The 20,694-nt window shown below is 59.2% G+C and carries 25 protein-coding genes; 10 read left to right on the top strand and 15 right to left on the bottom strand.

All coding sequences use genetic code 11. The features are described 5' to 3' along the window. Positions 1–8: 8 nt before the first annotated feature. From P3T20_RS23340 to P3T20_RS23375, 8 genes are all read right to left on the bottom strand, one after another. Positions 9–941 carry a 3-keto-5-aminohexanoate cleavage protein gene (locus P3T20_RS23340; protein ID WP_429287994.1) on the bottom strand — a complete coding sequence of 311 codons (933 nt, stop codon included), beginning with the start codon at positions 939–941 and terminating at the stop codon, positions 9–11. Positions 942–983: 42 nt separating this feature from the next. Next, the gene (locus P3T20_RS23345) at positions 984–1,781 is read right to left on the bottom strand and encodes an SDR family oxidoreductase (RefSeq protein WP_429287995.1); all 798 of its coding nucleotides are present in this window, start codon (positions 1,779–1,781) and stop codon (positions 984–986) included. Positions 1,782–1,920: 139 nt separating this feature from the next. Next, on the bottom strand, positions 1,921–2,604 hold the full coding sequence (locus P3T20_RS23350) for a GntR family transcriptional regulator (protein ID WP_429288129.1): 684 nt from the start codon (positions 2,602–2,604) through the stop codon (positions 1,921–1,923). Between the two features lie 255 nt (positions 2,605–2,859). Beyond that, positions 2,860–3,693: a shikimate dehydrogenase gene (gene aroE, locus P3T20_RS23355; protein ID WP_429288130.1), complete on the bottom strand. Its 834-nt coding sequence runs from the start codon at positions 3,691–3,693 to the stop codon at positions 2,860–2,862. Beyond that, the gene (locus P3T20_RS23360) at positions 3,693–4,913 is read right to left on the bottom strand and encodes a CaiB/BaiF CoA transferase family protein (protein ID WP_429287996.1); all 1,221 of its coding nucleotides are present in this window, start codon (positions 4,911–4,913) and stop codon (positions 3,693–3,695) included. The genes aroE and P3T20_RS23360 overlap by 1 nt, the downstream gene beginning before the upstream one ends. Then, positions 4,913–5,371 carry a MaoC family dehydratase gene (locus P3T20_RS23365; protein ID WP_429287997.1) on the bottom strand — a complete coding sequence of 153 codons (459 nt, stop codon included), beginning with the start codon at positions 5,369–5,371 and terminating at the stop codon, positions 4,913–4,915. The genes P3T20_RS23360 and P3T20_RS23365 overlap by 1 nt, the downstream gene beginning before the upstream one ends. Before the next feature lies 1 nt (position 5,372). Then, a complete protein-coding gene (locus tag P3T20_RS23370) occupies positions 5,373–5,765 on the bottom strand; it encodes a VOC family protein (protein ID WP_429287998.1) in 393 nt (130 codons plus the stop codon). Beyond that, on the bottom strand, positions 5,762–6,712 hold the full coding sequence (locus P3T20_RS23375) for a ketopantoate reductase family protein (RefSeq protein WP_429287999.1): 951 nt from the start codon (positions 6,710–6,712) through the stop codon (positions 5,762–5,764). Before P3T20_RS23375 ends, P3T20_RS23370 begins: the two co-directional genes overlap by 4 nt. 95 nt (positions 6,713–6,807) lie before the next feature. Between P3T20_RS23375 and P3T20_RS23380 the strand changes: the two genes are divergently transcribed. Next, a complete protein-coding gene (locus tag P3T20_RS23380) occupies positions 6,808–7,713 on the top strand; it encodes a LysR family transcriptional regulator (protein ID WP_429288000.1) in 906 nt (301 codons plus the stop codon). A 189-nt stretch (positions 7,714–7,902) separates the two neighbouring features. Here P3T20_RS23380 and P3T20_RS23385 read toward each other — a convergent pair whose 3' ends face one another. Further along, complete coding sequence (locus P3T20_RS23385; protein ID WP_429288001.1) at positions 7,903–8,127, bottom strand: NrsF family protein; 225 nt, start codon at positions 8,125–8,127, stop codon at positions 7,903–7,905. A gap of 207 nt (positions 8,128–8,334) precedes the next feature. On the opposite strand from P3T20_RS23385, the gene P3T20_RS23390 reads away from it, so the two are divergent. The 3 genes from P3T20_RS23390 (at position 8,335) to P3T20_RS23400 (ending at position 10,219) form a co-directional block, all read left to right on the top strand. After that, a complete protein-coding gene (locus P3T20_RS23390) occupies positions 8,335–8,601 on the top strand; it encodes a pentapeptide MXKDX repeat protein (RefSeq protein ID WP_429288002.1) in 267 nt (88 codons plus the stop codon). 199 nt (positions 8,602–8,800) lie between these two features. Continuing rightward, positions 8,801–9,427, top strand: a complete 627-nt coding sequence (locus P3T20_RS23395; RefSeq protein ID WP_074267767.1) for a cytochrome b/b6 domain-containing protein — start codon at positions 8,801–8,803, stop codon at positions 9,425–9,427. 15 nt (positions 9,428–9,442) lie between these two features. Next, a complete protein-coding gene (locus P3T20_RS23400) occupies positions 9,443–10,219 on the top strand; it encodes a molybdopterin-dependent oxidoreductase (protein WP_429288003.1) in 777 nt (258 codons plus the stop codon). Positions 10,220–10,384: 165 nt separating this feature from the next. Here the strand turns inward: P3T20_RS23400 and P3T20_RS23405 are convergent, their stop codons facing one another. Beyond that, complete coding sequence (locus P3T20_RS23405) at positions 10,385–11,113, bottom strand: cytochrome c biogenesis CcdA family protein (RefSeq protein ID WP_429288004.1); 729 nt, start codon at positions 11,111–11,113, stop codon at positions 10,385–10,387. Continuing rightward, positions 11,113–11,502: a thioredoxin family protein gene (locus tag P3T20_RS23410; RefSeq protein WP_429288005.1), complete on the bottom strand. Its 390-nt coding sequence runs from the start codon at positions 11,500–11,502 to the stop codon at positions 11,113–11,115. The genes P3T20_RS23405 and P3T20_RS23410 overlap by 1 nt, the downstream gene beginning before the upstream one ends. Positions 11,503–11,818: 316 nt before the next feature. Here P3T20_RS23410 and P3T20_RS23415 point away from each other — a divergent pair, with 316 nt between their 5' ends. From P3T20_RS23415 to P3T20_RS23425, 3 genes are all read left to right on the top strand, one after another. Continuing rightward, the gene (locus tag P3T20_RS23415; protein ID WP_429288131.1) at positions 11,819–12,559 is read left to right on the top strand and encodes a YkgJ family cysteine cluster protein; all 741 of its coding nucleotides are present in this window, start codon (positions 11,819–11,821) and stop codon (positions 12,557–12,559) included. 373 nt (positions 12,560–12,932) lie between these two features. Then, positions 12,933–13,235 (top strand): putative quinol monooxygenase, encoded by a 303-nt coding sequence (locus P3T20_RS23420; RefSeq protein ID WP_074267763.1) that lies wholly within the window; start codon positions 12,933–12,935, stop codon positions 13,233–13,235. A 584-nt stretch (positions 13,236–13,819) separates the two neighbouring features. After that, on the top strand, positions 13,820–14,215 hold the full coding sequence (locus P3T20_RS23425) for a MarR family winged helix-turn-helix transcriptional regulator (RefSeq protein WP_083611650.1): 396 nt from the start codon (positions 13,820–13,822) through the stop codon (positions 14,213–14,215). Between the two features lie 36 nt (positions 14,216–14,251). Here the strand turns inward: P3T20_RS23425 and P3T20_RS23430 are convergent, their stop codons facing one another. Further along, positions 14,252–14,467, bottom strand: a complete 216-nt coding sequence (locus P3T20_RS23430) for a hypothetical protein (RefSeq protein ID WP_429288006.1) — start codon at positions 14,465–14,467, stop codon at positions 14,252–14,254. Positions 14,468–14,939: 472 nt separating this feature from the next. Here P3T20_RS23430 and P3T20_RS23435 point away from each other — a divergent pair, with 472 nt between their 5' ends. Beyond that, positions 14,940–15,224 carry a hypothetical protein gene (locus tag P3T20_RS23435; RefSeq protein WP_429288007.1) on the top strand — a complete coding sequence of 95 codons (285 nt, stop codon included), beginning with the start codon at positions 14,940–14,942 and terminating at the stop codon, positions 15,222–15,224. 112 nt (positions 15,225–15,336) lie between these two features. Further along, positions 15,337–15,771: a universal stress protein gene (locus P3T20_RS23440; RefSeq protein WP_429288132.1), complete on the top strand. Its 435-nt coding sequence runs from the start codon at positions 15,337–15,339 to the stop codon at positions 15,769–15,771. A gap of 167 nt (positions 15,772–15,938) precedes the next feature. On the opposite strand, the gene P3T20_RS23445 is transcribed toward P3T20_RS23440, so the two are convergent. From P3T20_RS23445 to P3T20_RS23455, 3 genes are all read right to left on the bottom strand, one after another. After that, on the bottom strand, positions 15,939–17,009 hold the full coding sequence (locus tag P3T20_RS23445; RefSeq protein WP_429288008.1) for a sensor histidine kinase: 1,071 nt from the start codon (positions 17,007–17,009) through the stop codon (positions 15,939–15,941). 539 nt (positions 17,010–17,548) lie between these two features. After that, a complete protein-coding gene (gene pal, locus P3T20_RS23450) occupies positions 17,549–18,052 on the bottom strand; it encodes a peptidoglycan-associated lipoprotein Pal (RefSeq protein WP_429288009.1) in 504 nt (167 codons plus the stop codon). A gap of 197 nt (positions 18,053–18,249) precedes the next feature. Next, positions 18,250–19,659 (bottom strand): chloride channel protein, encoded by a 1,410-nt coding sequence (locus P3T20_RS23455; RefSeq protein WP_429288010.1) that lies wholly within the window; start codon positions 19,657–19,659, stop codon positions 18,250–18,252. A gap of 341 nt (positions 19,660–20,000) precedes the next feature. Here P3T20_RS23455 and P3T20_RS23460 point away from each other — a divergent pair, with 341 nt between their 5' ends. Beyond that, entirely contained in the window at positions 20,001–20,657 is a 657-nt protein-coding gene (locus tag P3T20_RS23460) for a TetR family transcriptional regulator (protein WP_429288011.1), read from the top strand. Positions 20,658–20,694 lie beyond the last annotated feature (37 nt).

Raw genomic sequence — 20,694 nt, forward strand, 5'->3', positions numbered from 1 at the left:
TCGACGCTTCAAAAGTTGACTTCACTGGCTCCTTTCAGCCCAAGCATTTGTCGCGCTTCAGCCGGCGTGGCCACCTCGAGCGACAATCCTTCGATAACCTGACGAATCTTGACGACCTGTGCGGCGCTCGATTCCGCGAGCTTGCCGGGCCCGATCCACAACGAGTCCTCGAGGCCGACACGCACGTTCGATCCCTGAGCCACGCCCAGCGTCGCGAGCGGAATCTGGTTGCGGCCCGCGCCGAGAATCGACCATACGTAGTCCTTTCCGAACAGCCGATCCGCGGTTCGACGCATATGCATCAGGTCTTCCGGGTGCCCGCCGATACCGCCGAGCAAACCGAACACGCTCTGAACGAAGAACGGCGGTTTGACCAGCTTGCGCTCGACAAAGTGAGCCAGGTTGTAGAGGTGCGAGATGTCGTAGCACTCAAACTCGAACCGTGTACCGTTCGCGCCGCATGACGTCACGATGTACTCGATGTCGGCAAACGTGTTCTTGAAGACGAGATCGCGGCTGTTGACAAGATGCTGCCGCTCCCAGTCGTGCTTCAGCTCCTTGAAACGATCAAGCATCGGGTAAAGGCCGAAATTCATCGAGCCCATGTTGAGAGAGGCAACCTCGGGCTTGAAATAGTGCGCAGGCCTTAACCGCTCTTCCACGGTCATATGGGGGCTGCCGCCGCTCGTCAGATTGATGACCGCGTCGGTATTCGCCTTGATACGCGGCAGGAATTCTGCAAACACGGAGGGATCCTGGGTCGGACGGCCGTCTTTGGGATCGCGCGCATGTAAGTGCAGGATCGCAGCGCCCTCCTTCGCGGCAGCGAGCGCCGCATCGCCGATTTCTTGCGGCGTGACAGGCAAGTACTGCGACATCGAAGGCGTGTGAATCGCGCCGGTGGGCGCGCAGGTAATGATGACTTTACGGGTGCTGGCCACAGTGCATTCCTCCTGATGATGGATCGGTTTCTGTCGCGCGGCCTACAGCACTTCGACGTTGCCGCACACGGAGATGGCCTGGCCGGAAATGCCACTGCCGGCAGGCGAACACAGGAACAGGATGGTCGCCGCCACCTCTTCCGGCGTGGTCATGCGGCGCAGCGAAATCTTCTCCAGATATTTCGCCTCCATTTCGTCGTAGCTCAAACCCAGCTGTTCCGCCCGCGCGGCAATCACCCGCTGCATGCGGGGACCACGCACAATGCCTGGTTGAATCGCGTTGACGCGGATTCCGTGCGGACCCAGTTCTATCGCCAGACTTTTGGTCAGCCCGACCACGGCCCACTTGGTCGCCGAGTAGGGAGTTCGGTAGGCATAGCCGAGCCGCCCGGCCACCGATGAAAGCGCGATGATGGAGCCGCCGTCCGGCGCGGCTCGCAGCAGCGGCACCGCGAGGCGTGCAAAATAAAATTGCGCGTTCAGGTTGATCGCGACGGTCTGTTCCCACGCGGCTACGTCGAGCTCTTCAATGCCACCCGTCGGACCGGCAATGCCCGCGTTGTTCACCAGCACATCGAGGCCGCCCAGTTGACTCTGCACGTCGCTGAAGACCCGCGCGACGGCGTCCTGATCGGCGACGTCCGCGAGCGTCGAGGTGATCGATGCATTGGAACGGTCCTCGCGCAAGGTATCGAGCGCCTCCTGACTCGCGTCGCAGACGTGCACGCGGGCCCCTGCTTCGACGAACGCTTGTGCGATTGTTAGTCCGATACCGGAACCGCCGCCTGTCACCAGCACACGCAAGCCCGTGCGCGGCTGCAGCATTTTCATGAACGTCATTTTTTACTGCCTCCATGTGTCTCTGCCCGCTCGTAAACCAGTAATTCCTCACCATTTTATTAGTACAACCAATTGATAGCACGACACCGATAGAAACGTGTGCGCGTCTAAGGGTCTGCTTTCCTCCGCCTTCTTACGGCTAACGATTTGCCCGTTTCAATGGCGTCCCGGCTTTAACCTGCAGCCGCTCCCTTAGATCGCCTGCTGCGTCGCCGATGTCCTGCGCGATACCGGCACGTGCGCCTGCGCCATCGCGCCGCCATAACGCATCGATGATCGCCTTGTGCGCGCTCATCGAGCGCCGCATGTGCGGAATGTCGGGTGCAACCATGTTCAGGAAGGGGCCGATCCGCATCCACAGATTCTGGATCATGGCGAGTGTCAACTCGCTGGCGCCGTGGGTATAGATCGCAGAGTGGAAGGCAAAATTACTGCGCAAGTAGGCGCTCGTTTCGCCCGCCTCCACGTGCACATCCATCTCGTCGTAGATCTGCTGGACCGCCTCCAGATGTGCATCGGTCATCATCGACGCGGCGCGCTCCGCCACGCAGCCTTCAAGGGCGATGCGCACATCGCGCAACTCTTCGATCATCGACACTGTCATCGGCGGCACCATCAGCGCACGTCCGGGTCCGTCGATTAGCGCCCCTTCGGCCTGCAAACGGGTTAGCGCACCACGCACAGGCATGGTCGACGAACCGACGGCTTCCGCAACGCCGCGCAGGCTCAGCGGCTGGCCAGGCGCAAAACGGCCGCTCATGATCGCTTGCCGCAGTTGCTGGTAAACCTTGTCCCCCATGGTTTCATGAGTGACCGCCTCCATAGGAGGAATGGCATGCGGAACCGAACGAGTCGCCACGACTTACTCCCTGACATTTTTGACCTGTGATGTGTGATCACAGTTGCGTTAGTCTGGTCTGTGGATGTCGGAAAGTCAACGCGAGAATGATCAGGGAAAACGCGAGCCTATCGGCGCGTTACCGGGCGGACAGCACGCCGCCGGCCCCTGCCGGCTTCACGGAATGGCAGATCTAGAGCTACGTCGTCATGCCGGTTGCGTACCGGATCAGTCAGATGCTCAATCGAGGGGAACCGTAAGCCGGTCGATGACGGATCGCGTCTGGGGCCGAACGCCGCGCCACCATGCAAAGGCTTCCGCCGCCTGTTCCACCAGCATGCCTGCGCCGTCCGCGACGCCCAGCACGCCAGCATTGCGCGCAAGGCGCAGGAAGGGAGTCAGCCCCTTGCCGTAGACCAGTTCGTAGGCCGTTCCCTTCGGGCTGAACACATTCGGCGGAACCGGCGGCAACTCGCCGATGAGGCTCGCCGACGTGGCGTTGACCACGAGGTCGAAGCGCCCCATAGCTTCAAGGTCCCGGTAGCCGCAGGCGAGTAGCGAACCCGGCGCGCCGACTTGCGCCGCCAGCGCCTCGGCTTTGGTCACGTCGCGGTTGGCGACAACAAGTTCAGCGGGTCGCGCCGCGAGGAATGGAAGCAATGCCCCACGCACGGCACCACCGGCGCCAAGGATCAGCACGCGCTTGCCGGACATCGGCAGGTCCAGGTTGACTTCGATATCGTGCACCAATCCGACGCCGTCGAAATTCTCCGCCACGATCCGGCCGTCTTCAAACCTCAGCGCGTTAGCCGCTCCGGCCAGTTGCGCCCGCTCGCTGCGCTCGTCGGCCATCGCGAACGCCTTCAGCTTGAAGGGCGCGGTGACGTTCATGCCTTTACCGCCCGAAGCCCTGAAAGCGCTCACGGTTTCGGCAAACGCGTCCCGCGGGCTGACCGGGGCTTCAATGGCCGTGTACGACATGTCCTGGCGCGTCTCTAGCGCAAAGAGACCATGAATCAATGGGGATTTCGTGTGGCCGATCGGGTTGCCGATCACCGCGTACTGGTCAGTCATCATGGCCTCACCTTTGAATACAGGACACCGTCGGTCTGCATGGCGTCGATCTCGGCAGCGCCGAAGCCCAGTGACTGCGCGACTTCCGCATTGTGCTGGCCCAGGTCGGGCGCGACCTCGCGGACCGTCGTATCGCAGTCGGAAAAGCGAAACGGCAGGTTCGGCAGACGCAACGTGCCATAGCGCGGATGCTGTTGCTCGACCACCATGTCCCGCGCGACGATCTGCGGATCGGCAAGCACTTCGTCGATGCGCTGCACTTTCGCGCAAGGCACGTCGATACCATCGAGCAGTTGCAGCACCTGTGCGACCGGCCGGCTGGCAACCCAGGGTTTTACCACGGACAGAATCTCCAACCGGTTGGCATTGCGTCCCACGCCGTCGTGGAAACGCGTGTCGGTTCCGAAACCGGACGGTCCGCCATGCGCCTCGATGAGGGCGGCGAAGCGTTTCCACGCGTCGTCCACCTGCGCCGCGATCACCAGATCGCCGTCGGCGGCACGGAACACGCCATAGAGCGTCGAAGTCGGCATGTCGTGACCGGTTTGTTCCGGCACGACGCCTTGCAATGTGTAGCACTGCACAGCGTATTCGTGCATCGACACCAGCGTGTCGTAGAGCGCCATATCAATGTGCTGACCCCGGCCGCTCTTCACTCGGCCAAGCAACGCAGCATTGATAGCCGCCACCGCGTGAATGCCCGTGTACATGTCGCCGAGCGAGATGCGCATCAATGGCGGCGGCTCGCCGGGGTTGCCGATCATCTGCATGATGCCGCTCTTCGCTTCGGCAATCAGGCCAAAGCCGGCGCGATGTGCATCCGGTCCCGTATGACCGTAGGCCGAGATCGAGCAATAGACCAGCTTTGGATTTCGCGCGGACAGCTCGGTGTAGCCCAGACCCAGCTTGTCCAGCGCACCCGGCCGGTAGTTCTCGACAAACACGTCCGCCGAGTCGCACAGGCGCCGCATGAATTCCTTGCCACGCGGGTCCTTCATGTTGACGCTGACGCCACGCTTGCCCATATTGAGTTGCAGGAAGTAGCCGCTCTGTTCGTCATCGAGCACGGTGGCGTGCTGACGCCCCGCGTCACCACTGCCAGGACGCTCGACCTTGATCACTTCGGCGCCGAGCGCTGCGAGGCAGCGTCCCACGTACGGGCCAGCCAGGAAGTGACTGTAATCGACGACGCGAATGCCTTCGAGAGGACGTGCCTGCATCAGAAGCCTCCCGGTCGACGCGGCACCATCAGGCGATGCTCGCCATGCTGGACAACCTGGCCATCCTGATTGATCAGCTCGGACGGCAGCACAACGATGCCCCACCCGGGGCGGCTCCTGCTCGCCCGCATCGCGCCCACGCGGAACCTCACGTGCAGCACGTCGTTGACCTTGATGGGCAGGTTGAAGTCCCATGTCCAGCCGAGCGACATCCCCGGCAGAAAGCGGTATTCGCTCTGGGTTTTGAGGCCATCGGCGATGGACAGCCCAAACAGACCGTGTGCGACGATCGAGCCAAAGTGGCTCGCGTTCGCGTATTCCTCATCCACATGCACCGGCGTGTGATCGCCGGTGAGGTCGGCATAAGCCAGAATGCGTTCCTTGGTCACCGTGTAGTTCGGGCTCACACATTCGTCGCCCTCGCACGCATCGTCCCAGTACTTATCGACGATCGTCATCTCAATCCTCCGCGCGTGGGTTGATCGCCAGTGCCGTTGCAACGCACGAGGCGGGCCTGGCCTGGATCAGCTCTACGGCGAGGCCGTCTGGCAAGCGAATCCAGTTACGTCCCTGCGGCATTTCACTGACTTCATAACGCTGCGCAGCAGCCAGCGCGGCTTCCATGTCTTCACACATCACGCCGAGATGCGCGAGCCGACCTTCGGGACTTTCATGGTTCGGGTTATGGACGAATTGCAGACCACCAAGTGTCCAGTACTGCCGCGGCTCCTCGCGGGTGCCATCCACCTCGCGCATGGCCATGCCGAGGACGTCTTCGAAGAATCGGATGTGCCAGTGAATGTCTTTCACCCAGATGGCGACATGCTCCAGATAGGCTTTCGTGGCGGTCATACGGTTGTCTCCGGGAGTTGTCTGTCGGCCATGGCGCGCTCGATGCCCTTGATGCAGGCCACCAGCGTCGCGTTGACCGGGGTCGGCACGCCGCGCTGTTGTCCCCAGCGCACGACCGCACCGTTGATAAAGTCGATTTCGGTGATGGAGCCCTTTTCGAGGCTTTGCAGCATCGAGGTCTTGAAGGCCGGGGAAAGTCCTTCGCCGGCGATAGTCCACGGGCGTTCGGGATCGGACGTGGAGAGCGTCACGCCGGCGGCGTGCGCGACCGCTATCGCTTCCGCGACTGCCGCGATGGCGGTCGTTTTCAGAAGCGGCTCATCGTAGAGTTGGCCGTAGGTGAGGCCGGTGGTGCCGGTCAGCGCGCCTGTCGCGACATTGACCAGCAGCTTGTCCCACATCGTGCCGATGATGTTGTCGCTGACCGTGGTGGCGAGTCCGGCGGAATTGAACGTTTCGGCAATTGCGCGTGCGCGCGGGGTGATTAGACCATCTAACTCGCCGATATAGGTGGCCTTGCCGGCGACGCCTGACTCGACATACCCCAGGTTGCGCATTACACCGCCAACATAGGTCTTGCCGGCCAGCACACGCTCGCGACCCACGATGTCAGCAAGCAGATCCTCATGCCCCAGGCCGTTCTGCAGCGAGAGGACCAACGTTTCCGGTCCGACAAGCGCCAGTGCCCCGCGCATCGCCGCATCGGTATGAAACGACTTCACCAGTACGACGACCAGATCGACGGCACCGGCCTCGACAGCCCGTGTCGTGGCCCGAACCTTCACACGACGCGAGCCGTTGGCATCGTCCACCTGCAGGCCATCGCGCCGCATCGCTTCCACGTGTGCCGCCGAGCGGTTCAGCAACCACACCTCGTTACCGTCTTCGGTGAGCGCCGCGCCGATGGCACAACCCAGCGCACCCGCACCCAGAATCGCAATCTTCACTGTCGTCTCCTCAATTCGGAGACCACGATACGAGTCGGCGTTCATATCGACAATACAATGATTACAATGACTCCATTGCGCTAGACAATAAAGCTATGAATCCGACAGAACTCCCCGATCTGAAGCTGCTGCAGCTCTTCGATCTTCTGTATGACGTCCGCAGTGTCACGCGCGTGGCCGAGCAGCTTGGCCAGAGCCAGCCGACGATCAGCATCTGGCTGGGCCGGTTGCGCGAGCATCTGCAGGATCCGTTGTTTATTCGCACGCCGGGCGGCATGGCGCCAACGCCGCAAGCCGATGCACTGATCGGACCGTGCCGGGAAATTCTCGAGTCGCTGCGGCGCTTCGCTGCGTGGGAAATCGCATTTGATCCCAGCACCGCAAAACGGCGCTTCCGTATCTGCATGACCGACGCCAGTCACATCACGCTGCTTCCCCGAATGCTTTCGCACGTGCGCGCGCAAGCGCCGGGCATACGCCTCGAAGCCACGCGGATCGATGGCAATACCGAACGGGCGCTGGAATCCGGCGAGGCCGACCTGGCGATCGGCCATATACCCTGGCTGGGCGGCGGCATTTACCAGCAGCAGCTATATACACAGGACTGGGTGTGTCTGACGAATCGCTATCACCCGAGGCTGGGCGTTAAATTCGGCTTGAAGCAATACCGCACGGAGGCACATGTTGCAATTACTGCCGGGACGGGCGCGCAACTGCTCGAACAAGCGCTGGTGCGCGAACACATCGAGCGGGACGTGGTGCTGGAGTTGCCGGGTTTTCTGGGACTAGGGGCGATCATCAAAACGACTGACCTGATTGCCACGCTGCCGCGACACATCGGTGAGGCCCTGGCTAAAGTTAATGATCTGGCCATTCGTCCCTGCCCGGTTCCCGTGGATGGCTTCGCCGTCCGGCAGCACTGGCACGCCAGATATCACCATGAAGCGGGGAATCGTTGGCTGCGGGGGCTGGTGGTGCAGTTGTTTGGCAGCTCGGGTTGAGCCAGCGTACTCGACACCACGCCTACCCTCCTGTCCGAGCCGAAAGATGTGCCGTTATTTGTTAGCGGCACTGCAGCAAACATGGGGCAATTCTATTCCTTGCAACTGTCGATGAAATCCTGCGGCTAGCAAATGTTTTCGAGGCGGGGCGTTGAAGAGCTGTAGCACCGGACTCCGACCGAATGGCCGTTACGGAGAGGGCGTCGACATCCGCAGCGAGCCAATCATCAGACATAAGGGTAACGCGATCCTGGCCCAAAAGATCGGCGTGGCTGCCACTTCGGCAAGGTCGCGCCGGATGCCTGGCACCACCGCCGTGGTCAGCAAAGCACCGGTCGCGCCCACCAGCACAGCAGCGCCAAAGCGTTTCGTTAGTGCGTGACGGTCCACCGGCGCGACACCGATGGAGTTCACGGACGCGCCGCGCGTCCCATTTTGATCCGCGTAAGAAAAAATTTTTTGCCTGCTGTAACCGTATCGGGCCACGTGACGAACTACCTTACAGATGCGCGAGGATAACGCATCGGTAGTTGCTGGACAGCAGGTTCACCCGATACACACATGGGCCGCATACGCCGCATTGGCCCCACCGGCCCGGTCAACAACATCCAAGGAGTCGTCATGAAAAGTATTGCAATCGCAGCATTCGCCGCAGCGTTGCTCGTCAGCGGTGGTTCGGCGTTCGCACAGGCGAGCGGCGCCATGTCCAATGATTCGATGTCGAAAGACGCGATGAGCAAAGACTCGATGGCCAAAGGTTCGATGTCCAAAGACTCAATGGGCAAGGACGCAATGGGCAAGGACGCAATGGCCAAAGATTCGATGAGCAAGGACGGCAGCACGATGAAACCCGACGCGATGAAGAAAGACGACGCGATGAGCAAATAAGTGCCCAAGGCGTTCCCGGCATGCCGGGAACGCACCGCCGGATACTCATACCGCTTCGCTTATCCAGCGGGAGTCAGTCATGCGGGTAACATCATTTCTGTCTGTCGCCGCGGCGTTGATTTCAGGGAACTCCCAGCGTGCACCATCATGAAGCAAACGAAGTTTTCTCCCGCGTCGACGCCAATCCCGGAGATTCGACATGAATGCAATCCTTAAGCCCCGTGCATCGCACGACGCGGCGCGCACGATTCAACCCGCGTGGGTACGGATCACGCACTGGCTCAACGCGCTGGCTGCGGTGCTAATGATGCTGTCGGGCTGGCGAATCTACGACGCGTCGCCGGTGTTTCAGAACTTTATGATTCCGCCCGGCATCACGCTCGGCGGCTGGCTTGGAGGTGCGCTGCAATGGCACTTCGCGGCGATGTGGCTGCTGTTCTTCAATGCCCTCTTCTATCTGGCCATGAACCTCGTCACCGGACGGTTCATGTCGAAGTTTTTCCCGCTTTCGCCTCGCGCGATCTTGCACGACCTCGGCGAAGCGCTGAAAGGTCGTTTGTCGCACGCCGACCCGAGCCACTACAACGCGGTGCAGAAGTTCGCGTACCTGTTCGTGATGCTCGACATCGCCGTCTTGATCGTATCCGGTCTCGCGATCTGGAAATCGGTGCAGTTTCCGTTGCTGCGCGAATTGATGGGCGGATATGACCGCGCGCGCGTCGTTCACTTCTGCGCGATGTCACTGCTGGCCGGTTTTATCGTCGTCCATCTGACAATGGTCGCTCTTGTGCCGCGTTCGCTGCTTACGATGATTCGTGGCCACTAGCCGAGGTATGCCATTATGAAGCTATTCAAATCTTCCTCCTGGAGCGTCGATCACGAGTCGCTCAGTATCGACGTGCGTCGTAACCTCGATATGCCGTCACGGCGACTGTTCGGCAAGCGCATTATCACGCTCGGCGGCCTTGCGATGCTGACCGGATGCAGCCTGTCGGACGACAAGTCGGTTGAGACGTTTTTATCGCGCGTGTCGAGAATGAACGATAGCGTGCAGGGCTGGCTGTTCGATCCGAGCCGCCTCGCGCCGACCTACACCGAAGCACAGATCACACGCCCGTTCCCGTTCAATGCGTTCTACGGCATCGACGATGTGCCGCAGGTCGATGGCAGCGATTTCCGCCTGAAAGTGAGCGGTCTCGTTCAGGACAGGCGGGACTGGACTCTTGCCGATCTTTACGCACTTCCGAAGGCCGAACAGATCACGCGGCATATCTGCGTCGAAGGGTGGAGCGCCATCGGCCGATGGGGCGGCACACCGTTCTCGGAATTTCTCAAGCGCGTCGGTGCGGACACATCGGCGAAATACATCGGCTTCAAATGCGCTGACGATTACTACGAAAGCATCGATATGCCAACGGCGCTTCATCCGCAGACGCTGTTGACCTTTACGTATGACGGTCAGCAATTGCCTGCAAAATACGGTTATCCGATGAAACTCAGAATGCCCACGAAACTCGGCTACAAGAATCCCAAGCACATCATGGAAATTTTCGTAACCAACACGTTTCCGGGCGGCTATTGGGTCGATCAAGGCTATAACTGGTTTGGTGGATCGTGAGCCTCGCAAGCCCGTACGAAGACGGCCGTCCGCGCCGACCTGTTGTAGGAACACGCGGCGGTGTTTCACCTGCAATAGCAACCAGCCTGCCAGCGTCAGATGCCATGACACCCCTAAGCGGCAGCTGAGTCTACGTCCGCCTGCCCCCCGATGCTGCCAACCCGATCATATCGATGTTGTCAGCGCGGTTAGCCACGCCGGACTGGCGGACAGGAGAAGGGTTTCCAGTTGACGGTCCAAGCCAGTGATGACGATCATCCCCATCACCACGAAGAGCGTACCGAGCGTCCAGCGGACCGTACTACCCCACGTGGCGAGTGTGCCCCGCATCTTCATAAGCGAAACTCTCGAGATCGTTCCGAGCAAAACCAGCGGCAATGCCGCACCCAAGCCAAACAGCGCCATCAGGATGGCGATGTGTCCGAGATCCTGACCTTGTGCAGCCAGCGACGTCGCCGCACCCAGAGTTGGCCCAACACAGGGGGTCCAAACGACTCCGAGCAGCAATCCCACCATCATCTGCCCGAGCAGTCCGTTTCCTTTCACATCGTCGAGCGCCTGCTGGCCCTTCACACCGATGACGGCGCTCAGCCGGGAGAAAGCCCTTTGAAGGGTGCCCGATAACATGACGAGGCCGAAAAACACCATCACGCCCGCTGCGCCGCGTCGAAGAACCTCAGGGTCCAGCCCGGCTGACGCTCCTAGCGTGGCGAGAAATATGCCAACACCCGCAAACGAAATAGCCAGCCCCCCTGCCAGCGCGACGATGCCGAATCGATGTTTAGCCAACGCTGACGTCGCGAGTATAGGCAGTAGCGGGAGCACACAGGGGGACAGTACCGATGCCGCCCCCGCGACGAAACCCAATCCGTACGTTGCGACGGCGAATTGCATCACAGCGCCTTTTCAAACACGGCCCGGATTGCAGCCTCCTGGGTTTGTCCTGTCGAACGCGCCACTTCGTGGCCGTTCTTGAAGACGACGAAGGTCGACTGCTGAGTCACCTTCAGTACTCTTTTCAGTTTAGTTTCCGAGTCGAAGTCAGCTATGAAAACCGTCACCGTCTTCAGCTTGGGGTCGACAGAAAGACGGTCGACGATCGGCTTTTGAACCCGGCACGTGGGACACCAACTTGCATGCAGGTACACGACGGCAGGCAGGCCCGCTGAGACTGTCTGATCGAAGCTTGCCTGAGTAAAGGCCACCTCGCCCGCGAATGCAGTGGCTGATACGGCCAGGAGCGCTGCGCCCACGATATGTTTAACGAATGGCAACCGGTTCATGATTAGGCCCCTTTGGTGGTTGGGAAGGAGGGAAAAAGTCGGTACCCCATCCTAGTTCGGATATTTGGCGACATCGGTTACAGCGCGGCTCAAATCTGTTGCCCCTGTTCGTAGCTCTCGACGGGCCCAGAAGCGTCTGGTGAAGCGGAGGCTATTTTCACGTTCGGATGTAACCGAAACGGGTTTCAGATCGAACTAGCAAAAGATCGATTGCAACCGCGGTTGGGCTGTCTTTCGTTTCCCTTTGTGTGTACCTGTATTTCGCTTTCTGAACCCCGAGATCGATATGGCCATGGATATAAGTTTCGCATGCACGATGTGCGGCGATTGTTGTCATAACCTTCGTCTGCCCCTCAGCGTTCACGAAGCCATACGCTGGCTAGAACGAGGGGGAGACGTCCAGGTGTTTTGCGAAGCGATGCCTTGGCCCGTTGAGCCATCGACGGATGACGGCCAGGTGAAACACAGGCGAATCCGCTCTTTTGCCGCCGAAAGCGGTGAACTTGCAATCCGCGTGCTGGTGACAGTCGTGGCCGCCTTCGATGGCGCCTGCCCGCACCTGCAACCAGATATGCGATGCGGCGGATACGAAGCAAGGCCAAACGTGTGCAGAATTTATCCGGCTGAAATCAATCCTTTCATTGAACTGATGCCAACACACAAGGCTTGCCCGCCGGAGGCCTGGGCCGCCGACAAGCCCTCATTTATCAAAGGCGGTCAAATCGTGGATTCCATCACGGCGGACCTGATCCGGAACTCGCGTGACGTAGCCATCCACGATGTTCCTGTGAAAGAGCGTCTGTGTGGCAACGCTGGTTTTCATACCGCATCTTTGGCCAATGAGGGATTTGTGACGTACACGCTCCCTCCTCGTGCAATGCTCGACGAGTTATACAGAGCGTTGGATCCGGCCTCACCTACACGAGCGGTGCCATGGCGCATCCTGTCAAATCGACGCTCGACAGTCGACACCCTCAATTCGGTGGGCGCTCATTCGGAAATGCACACTGCTCTATTACCGACTGAGGGTTACATTCCGCTCCTTGAAGCGAACTAGCATGTCAGTTCCGGGCTCGGGCCACGGTCTTTGACGGCCACGACGATGAACCAAATCCGGCGGTGTGCGCCCAGACGCTGAGCCGGAAACGTTGGCGACTTGCTTCTTGCTGCAACATCACATGGATCGCATTGTTCGGAAGTCTTTGTACCGTCAGACTCCAGGCGCCCGGACGGGCCGGCCCCGAAACTATTAACGCCTGAAGCATGACCGAAGAGAATATTTTCCCATCGATGTCATCCGCTGCAGCCGTCCACCGAATTCACGTATAGACTGCCTCGTATGCTGGGGCATTGACCGATACCACATTACGCAGACGTATCGGATTCCATCGCCGCACCGACGGCGCAAACGATTGATCAGGAGCATAGCTATGACAAATGTTGCGTTATTCGTTGAAATAAAAGCCAAGCCGGGCAAAGAGGACGTAGTGGCAGCTTTTCTCGCCAGTGCGCAGGCTCTGGTGCTACAGGAGCCGGCAACAACGGCATGGTTCGCCGTGCGGTTCGATACAGATACTTTTGGAATATTCGATGCCTTCGGCGACGAGGCCGGTCGGGAAGCGCATCTTAACGGTCGTGTTGCTGAGGCGTTGTTAGGACGCGCAGACGAACTGCTGACCAATCCTCCGTCGATACGGCGAGCCGACGTGCTAGCCGACAAGCTGCCAGGGTGAGCCTTGGAAATTCTTATGTGCTAAGGGTTTGAGAGTCGAAACGCACGGTGTAGCCAGCGACCTGTCCGAACGCTGGCATACCGGTGTCTGTTAAATACAGAGAGTGCAAACGCACCGTTCAAAGGAATGGCCGGGTAGCGCACTGCCCTGTCCATTTGACGGCGACCCCTTCGCCTGAGGGCTGGCCGATCCATTTGACCTGGGTGGGGATGGCGGTGCCCGCCGCACTCATCAGACTGGCGTGGTTCGCGGTCACACTACCATTCATTACCATGCTGCTCGTCGCCACGTTCATGGTGCTCGCGACCCCAAAACGCTATCGCCCGAAACTGATGTTAAGTACAACGTATAGAGTCACCACAACGAATATAATTCTGCTCGGTGATTCACGATCTATATCTGTAAAAATACGCTGATGCCGCCGGATTGTTATCAGCCATTTCGGCGCCCAGATCGCGGGGCGGTTGAAACGCGTGTGTGCATGCGCGGGGAGATCGTGGGTATGATGTCGGATCAACCAGCCCATTCCGATTACGGGAACCTACAGAATGGCGACATACAGGAAACCAGTAGATCCACAGAGTATGCCGGATAAGGAAGACCTCGAAGCGATGTCACTTTTCCGCTATCGATTGCGTCGATTTCTTCGCTTCTCGGAGGAGGTGACACATGCCGAAGGTGTCACGCCTCTGCAGTATCAACTAATGCTGCATGTCCGCGGTTTCCCGGGACGTGACTGGGCCACGGTCGGAGAACTGGCGGAGCGGCTTCAGGCAGCGCCGAATGGTACCGTCGCGCTCGTGTCGCGCTGCGAGGCCAACGGGCTTGTATTGCGTCGTGCCAGCAGGGCAGACGGGCGTCAGGTTGAAGTGCACCTGACGGCCAAAGGGGCACAATGTCTCGCTCGGCTCGCGTCTAAGCACAAACCGGAGATCGAAGCATTCGGTTGGGCGTTCAACCAGACGACTGGAGAAGACTGAAGATCCGCGGATCCGCACGCCGTCGATATTGCTAGGCTAGCCATCGTCCCTCATCGATCCAAACCGCCTGATCAGTTCCGCGCCTTCCGACGTCAGCTTGAACTCGGCGGCATCAATCGTTGTCATGACCAGTTCGACCAGATGTTCCCGCTGGAGGCCTGCCACGTCGGGGTCCGAAAGTTCGACCGCGGTTGGCGAAGTGAGTAACACAAACAGCATCGCAATCTCGTGCGGACTGAGCAGTCTCTTCATTCCATACCTCGACAACTATCGTATAGACGGAGTTTGTTCGCATCGCTGGGGGGAAGGAGGAAGTCCGATGTCGAACACTCGTAAAACTCGGAATGGACGAACGGGACGGTGACGTGGAGGTGTGATTGTCGCGACGCGTCAGGCACCGTGTCACCCAGCATAAAAAAACGGATCCGGTCTTACGTCCGGATCCTCAAAGTCAGCCCCGGTACAGGGAATAGGGCTGTCTGGCCACCTCTAGCAGTCCAGTCGCAACGAGCACGCGAGGCCGTGCTCTCAAGGTTCAGTTCCCGCCCGCAAGCATATTCGGACTTGCCGCATTCGAATATCAAGGCACATAGGCTTCTTCGGACATACTGCCAGACGACGATGCCATGAGCCGTTACCACCTGCTCGAATCTAGGATGAAGGGCTTAAGCGAAACTTAAAGACGACGTAGGGACAAACCCGCGCGGTTGAGCCGGTGAGAAAAATGAGACTCGACAGTCTGAATTTGCGCCAGATCGCTCATGGAATCTTGCATGTGTCACAGCGTGACATAGAATTGAAGGGTGGATTTTGGGAGGACATCGTGTTCATTAACAGCGACTTCGGGATCAGCTATCTGATCGTGACTTTTGCGCTTCTCGGGATCATTTTCACCGACAGCCTGCTTACAGCGCTGCGTATCGAACGATGGCATCCGAAGCTGCGGAGTGCGGCGCTAGGCACGCTATTAGGCCTGGCGCTGATCGAGGCGGTTACGGTCTTCGTCTAGCTCGCCCGGCCTGGGTAGGTGGTGGTCGCGAACGTACCGGCGATACCTGTGCGGTGACAACGGATCCGCATGGGTGACGATCTCCGGCGGGTCGTTGGAGGTGATCTGGATAATGGCTCCGTTTAACCGGATTCTTCTTTGTTATGACGGCACCCCCGAAGGGAGGCTGGCGCTACGCTGCGGCTCGGCACTTGCGCGGCAACTGCAGGCCGAAACCCATTTGCTCGCGATTCTAGGTTCCTCGTGGTGTTCAGGTGGTTATGATTTCTTTTCTACGGTGAAGCCCGACATTGACGAAGGTACAGCAAAAGAGATACTCCAGGAAGGAATCGAGAAACTTCATGCCTGGGGTGTCACGGCGACAGGGCATTTTGCTGTTGGGAGCGTCGTTGAAGAAATCGCACGTCTCGCGAACTCACTGAAAGTTGATCTGATCGTTATTGGCCACCATCCCGAAGGCTTCCTCGCACGCTGGTGGACCGGGGAGAACCATACTTCGTTGCTCAATCGTGTGTCCTGCGGCGTTCTGTTCGAAGTGTGCGATTAGCCGGAGGCATCCATCTACTCGTTCAAGGCTGGTCCAGAACCTCGCCATGGCAAAAGCCGGAGCCTCTTTCTGAAGAGGCCTCTTGAACCGGTATGGTTCTGTTTGTTCACTGCACGCTGAAGCACAATGAAAAAACGCGTTTGCGTCACGTACAGTCCTGGCGTGCTCTACACGTCGTCCTGATTTTCGCGGTCAGGTATTGCGGGAATTTCAATTCGTACTATCATGCCAGTCGTCCGGGGCGAACGGGTCTCCAGTTCGACTGTTCCACCATAGCGCGTGGCCAGGGCCCGCGCGATTGGAAGACCAAGTCCGCTCCCGTTGCCTTGGTGTGTTTCATCGCGCTGAAATCTTTCAAACACCTGATCAATTTGCTGCGCAGTCATGCCGTGCCCGTCGTCGATGACCAGAATGACCGCAACGTTGTCTATGCGCGATACTGTGATATCGACGTGTGCACCTGCACCGCTGTAAAGGATCGCGTTGTCGACGACGTTTCTCAGCAGGATCCTGAGATCTGCCTCTGACGCACGGACTTTCACTTCCTGTATTCGACCCGCGCCGAGGTCCACGTCGCGTTGAATGGCGAACGGGAAAAGGTTCGCGACGACGTCATGGACAACCCGGCTCAGCGCAACGTTGGTAACAATATCGCGGGGCGCTTCCCCATCCGCGTTCGCCAGATCGAGGAGTTGTGAGGCAAGTGACGTCAATCGCTCGACGCCTTGCTGCAACTCGGCCAGGCGCTCTTCATGCTGCCCGCTCGGCGCGTTGTTCAGATTGGCAACCTGAACGCTGACGGCCGCAATCGGAGTGCGCAGCAGGTGGGCCGCATTTCGCGTAAATCGCCTGTCCACTTCGCTGCGCGATGAAAGCCGCATAGCCAAACCATTGATGGTATCGACGATGGGCTTTAACTCGAACGGCACATCTCCCGCCTCAACCGGTTTTGGCCTTTCAGGATCAAGCGAAGCGACAAGGTGCTGCAACTGATCCAGCGGGCGCAGACATCGGCACACTATCAGGACATTTGCGAGCGCCAGGAGCAGCAGGGACATGGCAATTGGTGCGACGCAGTCCAGCGGCAGTCCACCGCCCTTCTCATTGTTTCCACTGCTTGCGATATCTGACCCGCGTGCTGTATCTACGACCTCTCCCGCGTTCTGCGGCGCAGCAGCCCCGGCGGATTGGCTGACGTTAGTTTCGAACTTGCGAGCAACCAGGACGGTTCCGGCCATTCCCGCACAACCGACGGTGAGCAATGTGCAGAGTAGCCAAAAGCAAAGACGCCGGCTCAGAGAATTCGCAGCGAATCTTCCATACATAGCGAACTCCTGTACCGGCGGTTCCGATCTGTCTCCATCGCGTTTTGCGACTACGGTTGCGACGCCTGGGCTGCAACCGCCATCTGAGCCTGGACCACAAAACTTAGAACAGAATTAGCAGTTGCAAAGGCGCTGAATGGTGCGAGACAGCGGTGACACGCAGTTCGACAGCAAACGTGGACGTCTCTGCGGCAGATCGACAATGCGTAACAATCAAGCTGGGGACAGGGTTGATCCATCTGCGGCTGGCCGGGTTTAAACGGAGCTGGGCGGAACGGACCTGGCGAGTTGCAGGTCACCTGTTTGTTCAATGAACGTCAACCGTTGTGTACAGCAGGGTCTCGTGTCCTCACCGAGAACAAAGTCACGCTGCTGGCCACATTGGACGGTCACTTCGAATTCGCTAGCGGCGTTGACAACGGGACATCCAGCTTTCTTCGGGCCACGCGGTCTCACCGGTAGACGAGGTCTGCGCGCCGGTTCTGTGCCCACGATGCCTCATCGTGGCCCAAAGCGAGCGGCTTTTCTTTCCCCAGGCTAACCGCTTCCAACTGTGAGTCGGGTACGCCAAGGGTCTCAAGATCATGGAGTACTGCTTCCGAGCGTTTTTCACCCAGCGCGAGATTGTATTCGCTCGTTCCGCGCTCATCGGTGTTGCCCTGAATCAGAACATGCCGGTTCGGGTGAGTCATCAGATATTTCGCGTGGGCCTCAAGCAGCGGTTGATAGTCGCTTTTGACGATATAGCTGTCGAAGTCGAAATAGATGCTTCGCTTCGCGAGCGGGCTATTAGGATTGTTGAGTTCATCGGCCGTTATGGGCGCCACGTTTGCCGGCTGGCTGGCGGTGGAGTTGCCCTGGGTGGCACCGCTTTGCGGTTCCACCCTCACACCCGAATGACACGCGGCGAGCATGCTCGCAATGAGCGTGGTAGCGAAAAATCCAGTCCTGGTCATGGTAGGTCTCCTCTGACCGAAGGCGCGATCGCGCCTCGTTACGATTACCGTGATCGCTCCAGAGCGGAGGGTGGTTAACCTCGCGAACAGCGATGGGCGATTAATACAAATGACGGAGAGTCATGTTTTCAAATCCATTAGGGTGGCCGCACGGAGAGCTGGGCGCGCGTTTCCGTCCTCCCAACGTGGCTGACCTGTCACAGGCGTTCTGCGGCTTGTGCCGTGCGCGGATCGTCAGTCGGATCTCCCTGCGATGAACTTTCCCCGGTAGCGCTGGGTGGTACGACATCCGGCGCTACATCGAGCCTGCTGTAACGTTCAGACAACGCTTCGTAAAGTGCAGGCGCAAACAGTTTCGATATCTGGCTGGCGATCAACGCCGTGGCCATGAGGGAGATGACAAGCGCATGGCCGTTGATCATCTCGATCACGATCACGAAAGCGGTAATGGGGCTTTGGGTAACCGCTGCCAGATAGCCCACCATGCCAAGGGCGATCAGCATGGGCAACTGCATCTGGCCAAACAGCAGGTGTAACGCATTGCCGATACCGGCGCCAATTGCGAGCGACGGCGCAAACAGGCCGCCGGGCGCGCCTGGCAGATACGACCCGACCATCGAAACCATTTTGACGACCGGGTACGCAGCGCTTAGTTGCGCACGTCCTTCCAGCATCGCGCGCGCTTCGGCGTAGCCGCTACCGAACGTGTGGCCGCCAGATGCGACACCGATCACCGCGACCACGAGGCCGCATGCCGCTCCGAATGCCACCGGCCGGTTCGTGCGCCAGGCGACCACCGACGCAGGCATCCAGCGATTGGTATTCAGTAGTAGCCAGCAAAAGATGCCACCGGCAACGCCCGACACGGCGCCAATCAATACAACCGCCACTGCCAGCAGATCGGGGAAGCGACTGCCGATGTCGATCGTTCCGAAATACGTGTAGTTGCCCTGCAGGCCCAGCGAGACGACCCCAGCAAAGATGATCGCAGTAATCAGCACGCCACTCGTGCGCTGCTCAAAGCTGCGGGTCAACTCTTCGATGGCAAACACGACTCCCGCGAGCGGCGCATTGAACGCCGCCGACAGACCTGCGGCGGCACCGGCGAGCGCCAGACGCCGCTCCAGTTCGATGCCCCGGATGGCCCGGAATCGCTGCGGATAAAAGCGTCTCAGGTTGAACATGAGCGCGGCACCCACATGGATCGTCGGCCCTTCGCGGCCGATCGTGAATCCCCCGAGTATCGAGAGGAACGACACCAGAATCTTGCCGATCAGGATCCTGATGCTCAGCAGACGTGGCGCAAGATCGCCGCTGTCATGGAGTGTGGCCATAACCTGAGGGATGCCGCTGCCTTCGGCGCCAGCAAAGTAGCGTCTGGTGAGCCACACACCCAGTGCGCCGATTGCCGGGGTGACGGGAAGCGGTAGCCACCAGTACCGCGTCGCGTAGCGAAGGAAGGTGTCATAGCCGACGTCGATCAGCTTCGCGTAGAAAACGGCCACCAGCCCGGTAGCGATGGCGCCCAACCAGAAGACACCGTAGTGTAGCCATAGTCGCCGGGCGTGTTGTAGCGCACGTTTGTCGATAAGTTCTGGAATATGCATGCGGCCACCGGAAACGCTTCAGCAAGTGAAATATAGCACAGTGTGCCATATTTGCCCGCAGACGACATTTTGCAAGGCAGTTGACCATGGTCCGCGCAAACTATATCTATGGCAGCTGGGTGCCTTGGCGGAAGCAGCAAGCATGCAGTTACCCACAACCCGCTTTAAAGTCAGCGACCTGGAGGACGTCTGCGGAAGAAAAGGAATTGGAATGGCCGGGTTAGTAAGATTCACTAATCAAACGCGCGCGACATCGCCGTAAGATTGACTGGTGATTAAATCAGCCGCATCACGGGTGCGTCTTTTCGAGCGACGATGTACTGAACGAATGAGCAAAAGGTATGAGCAGGGCTAGGCAACGCGCTTTCGATACGCGGGCGAAGATCATCGCCGCAGCGGAACGTATCTTTCTTCTGCGAGGCGCGACACGTACGTCGCTCGACGACATCGCGAAGGAGGCCGGCATGACGCGCGGCACGATGCACGGCCACTTCAAGAACAAACAGTCGGTGCTTCATGCGATGCTCGAAAGCTCCAGCCTGCCGCTCGACCCGTTCTCGATCGAACCATGCAGCAGCGACGGCGATCCGCTTGGATTGTTGCGCACCGATCTGCATCGGTGTCTGCGCGACGTGTTGCAGAACGCGCGGACGCGGAGTCTGTATGGCATTGTGTTCACCGCATGCGAGAACGCATCGGAGACAGCGCAGTTGTGCGAACGCATTCACATGGCGGGTATCCACGCCCAAGCACAGATCGAGGCTGCGTTGAGCTGTGCGGTGGCGCTCGGCCAACTGTCCGCGGATTTCGACACGAGGCAGGCGGCCGCCTTCATCCATGGGACGTTGAGCGGGTCTCTTCGCAAGTGCCTGACGATGTCCCCGCGAACGAACACCGACGCGGAAATCGATCAGATCGCGGAGGCCGCGTTCCTGTGCATTGACGTGATAGACAACCACATCAGCAAGTCAATCAGTAGTGGACATGCAGCCGGATAAGTCAATGCTGGTCGTCTACTGACGCGTGAGCGCAGAA

This window comes from Paraburkholderia sp. GAS206C (assembly GCF_050435645.1).
Taxonomy (GTDB): Bacteria; Pseudomonadota; Gammaproteobacteria; order Burkholderiales; family Burkholderiaceae; genus Paraburkholderia; species Paraburkholderia phenazinium_B.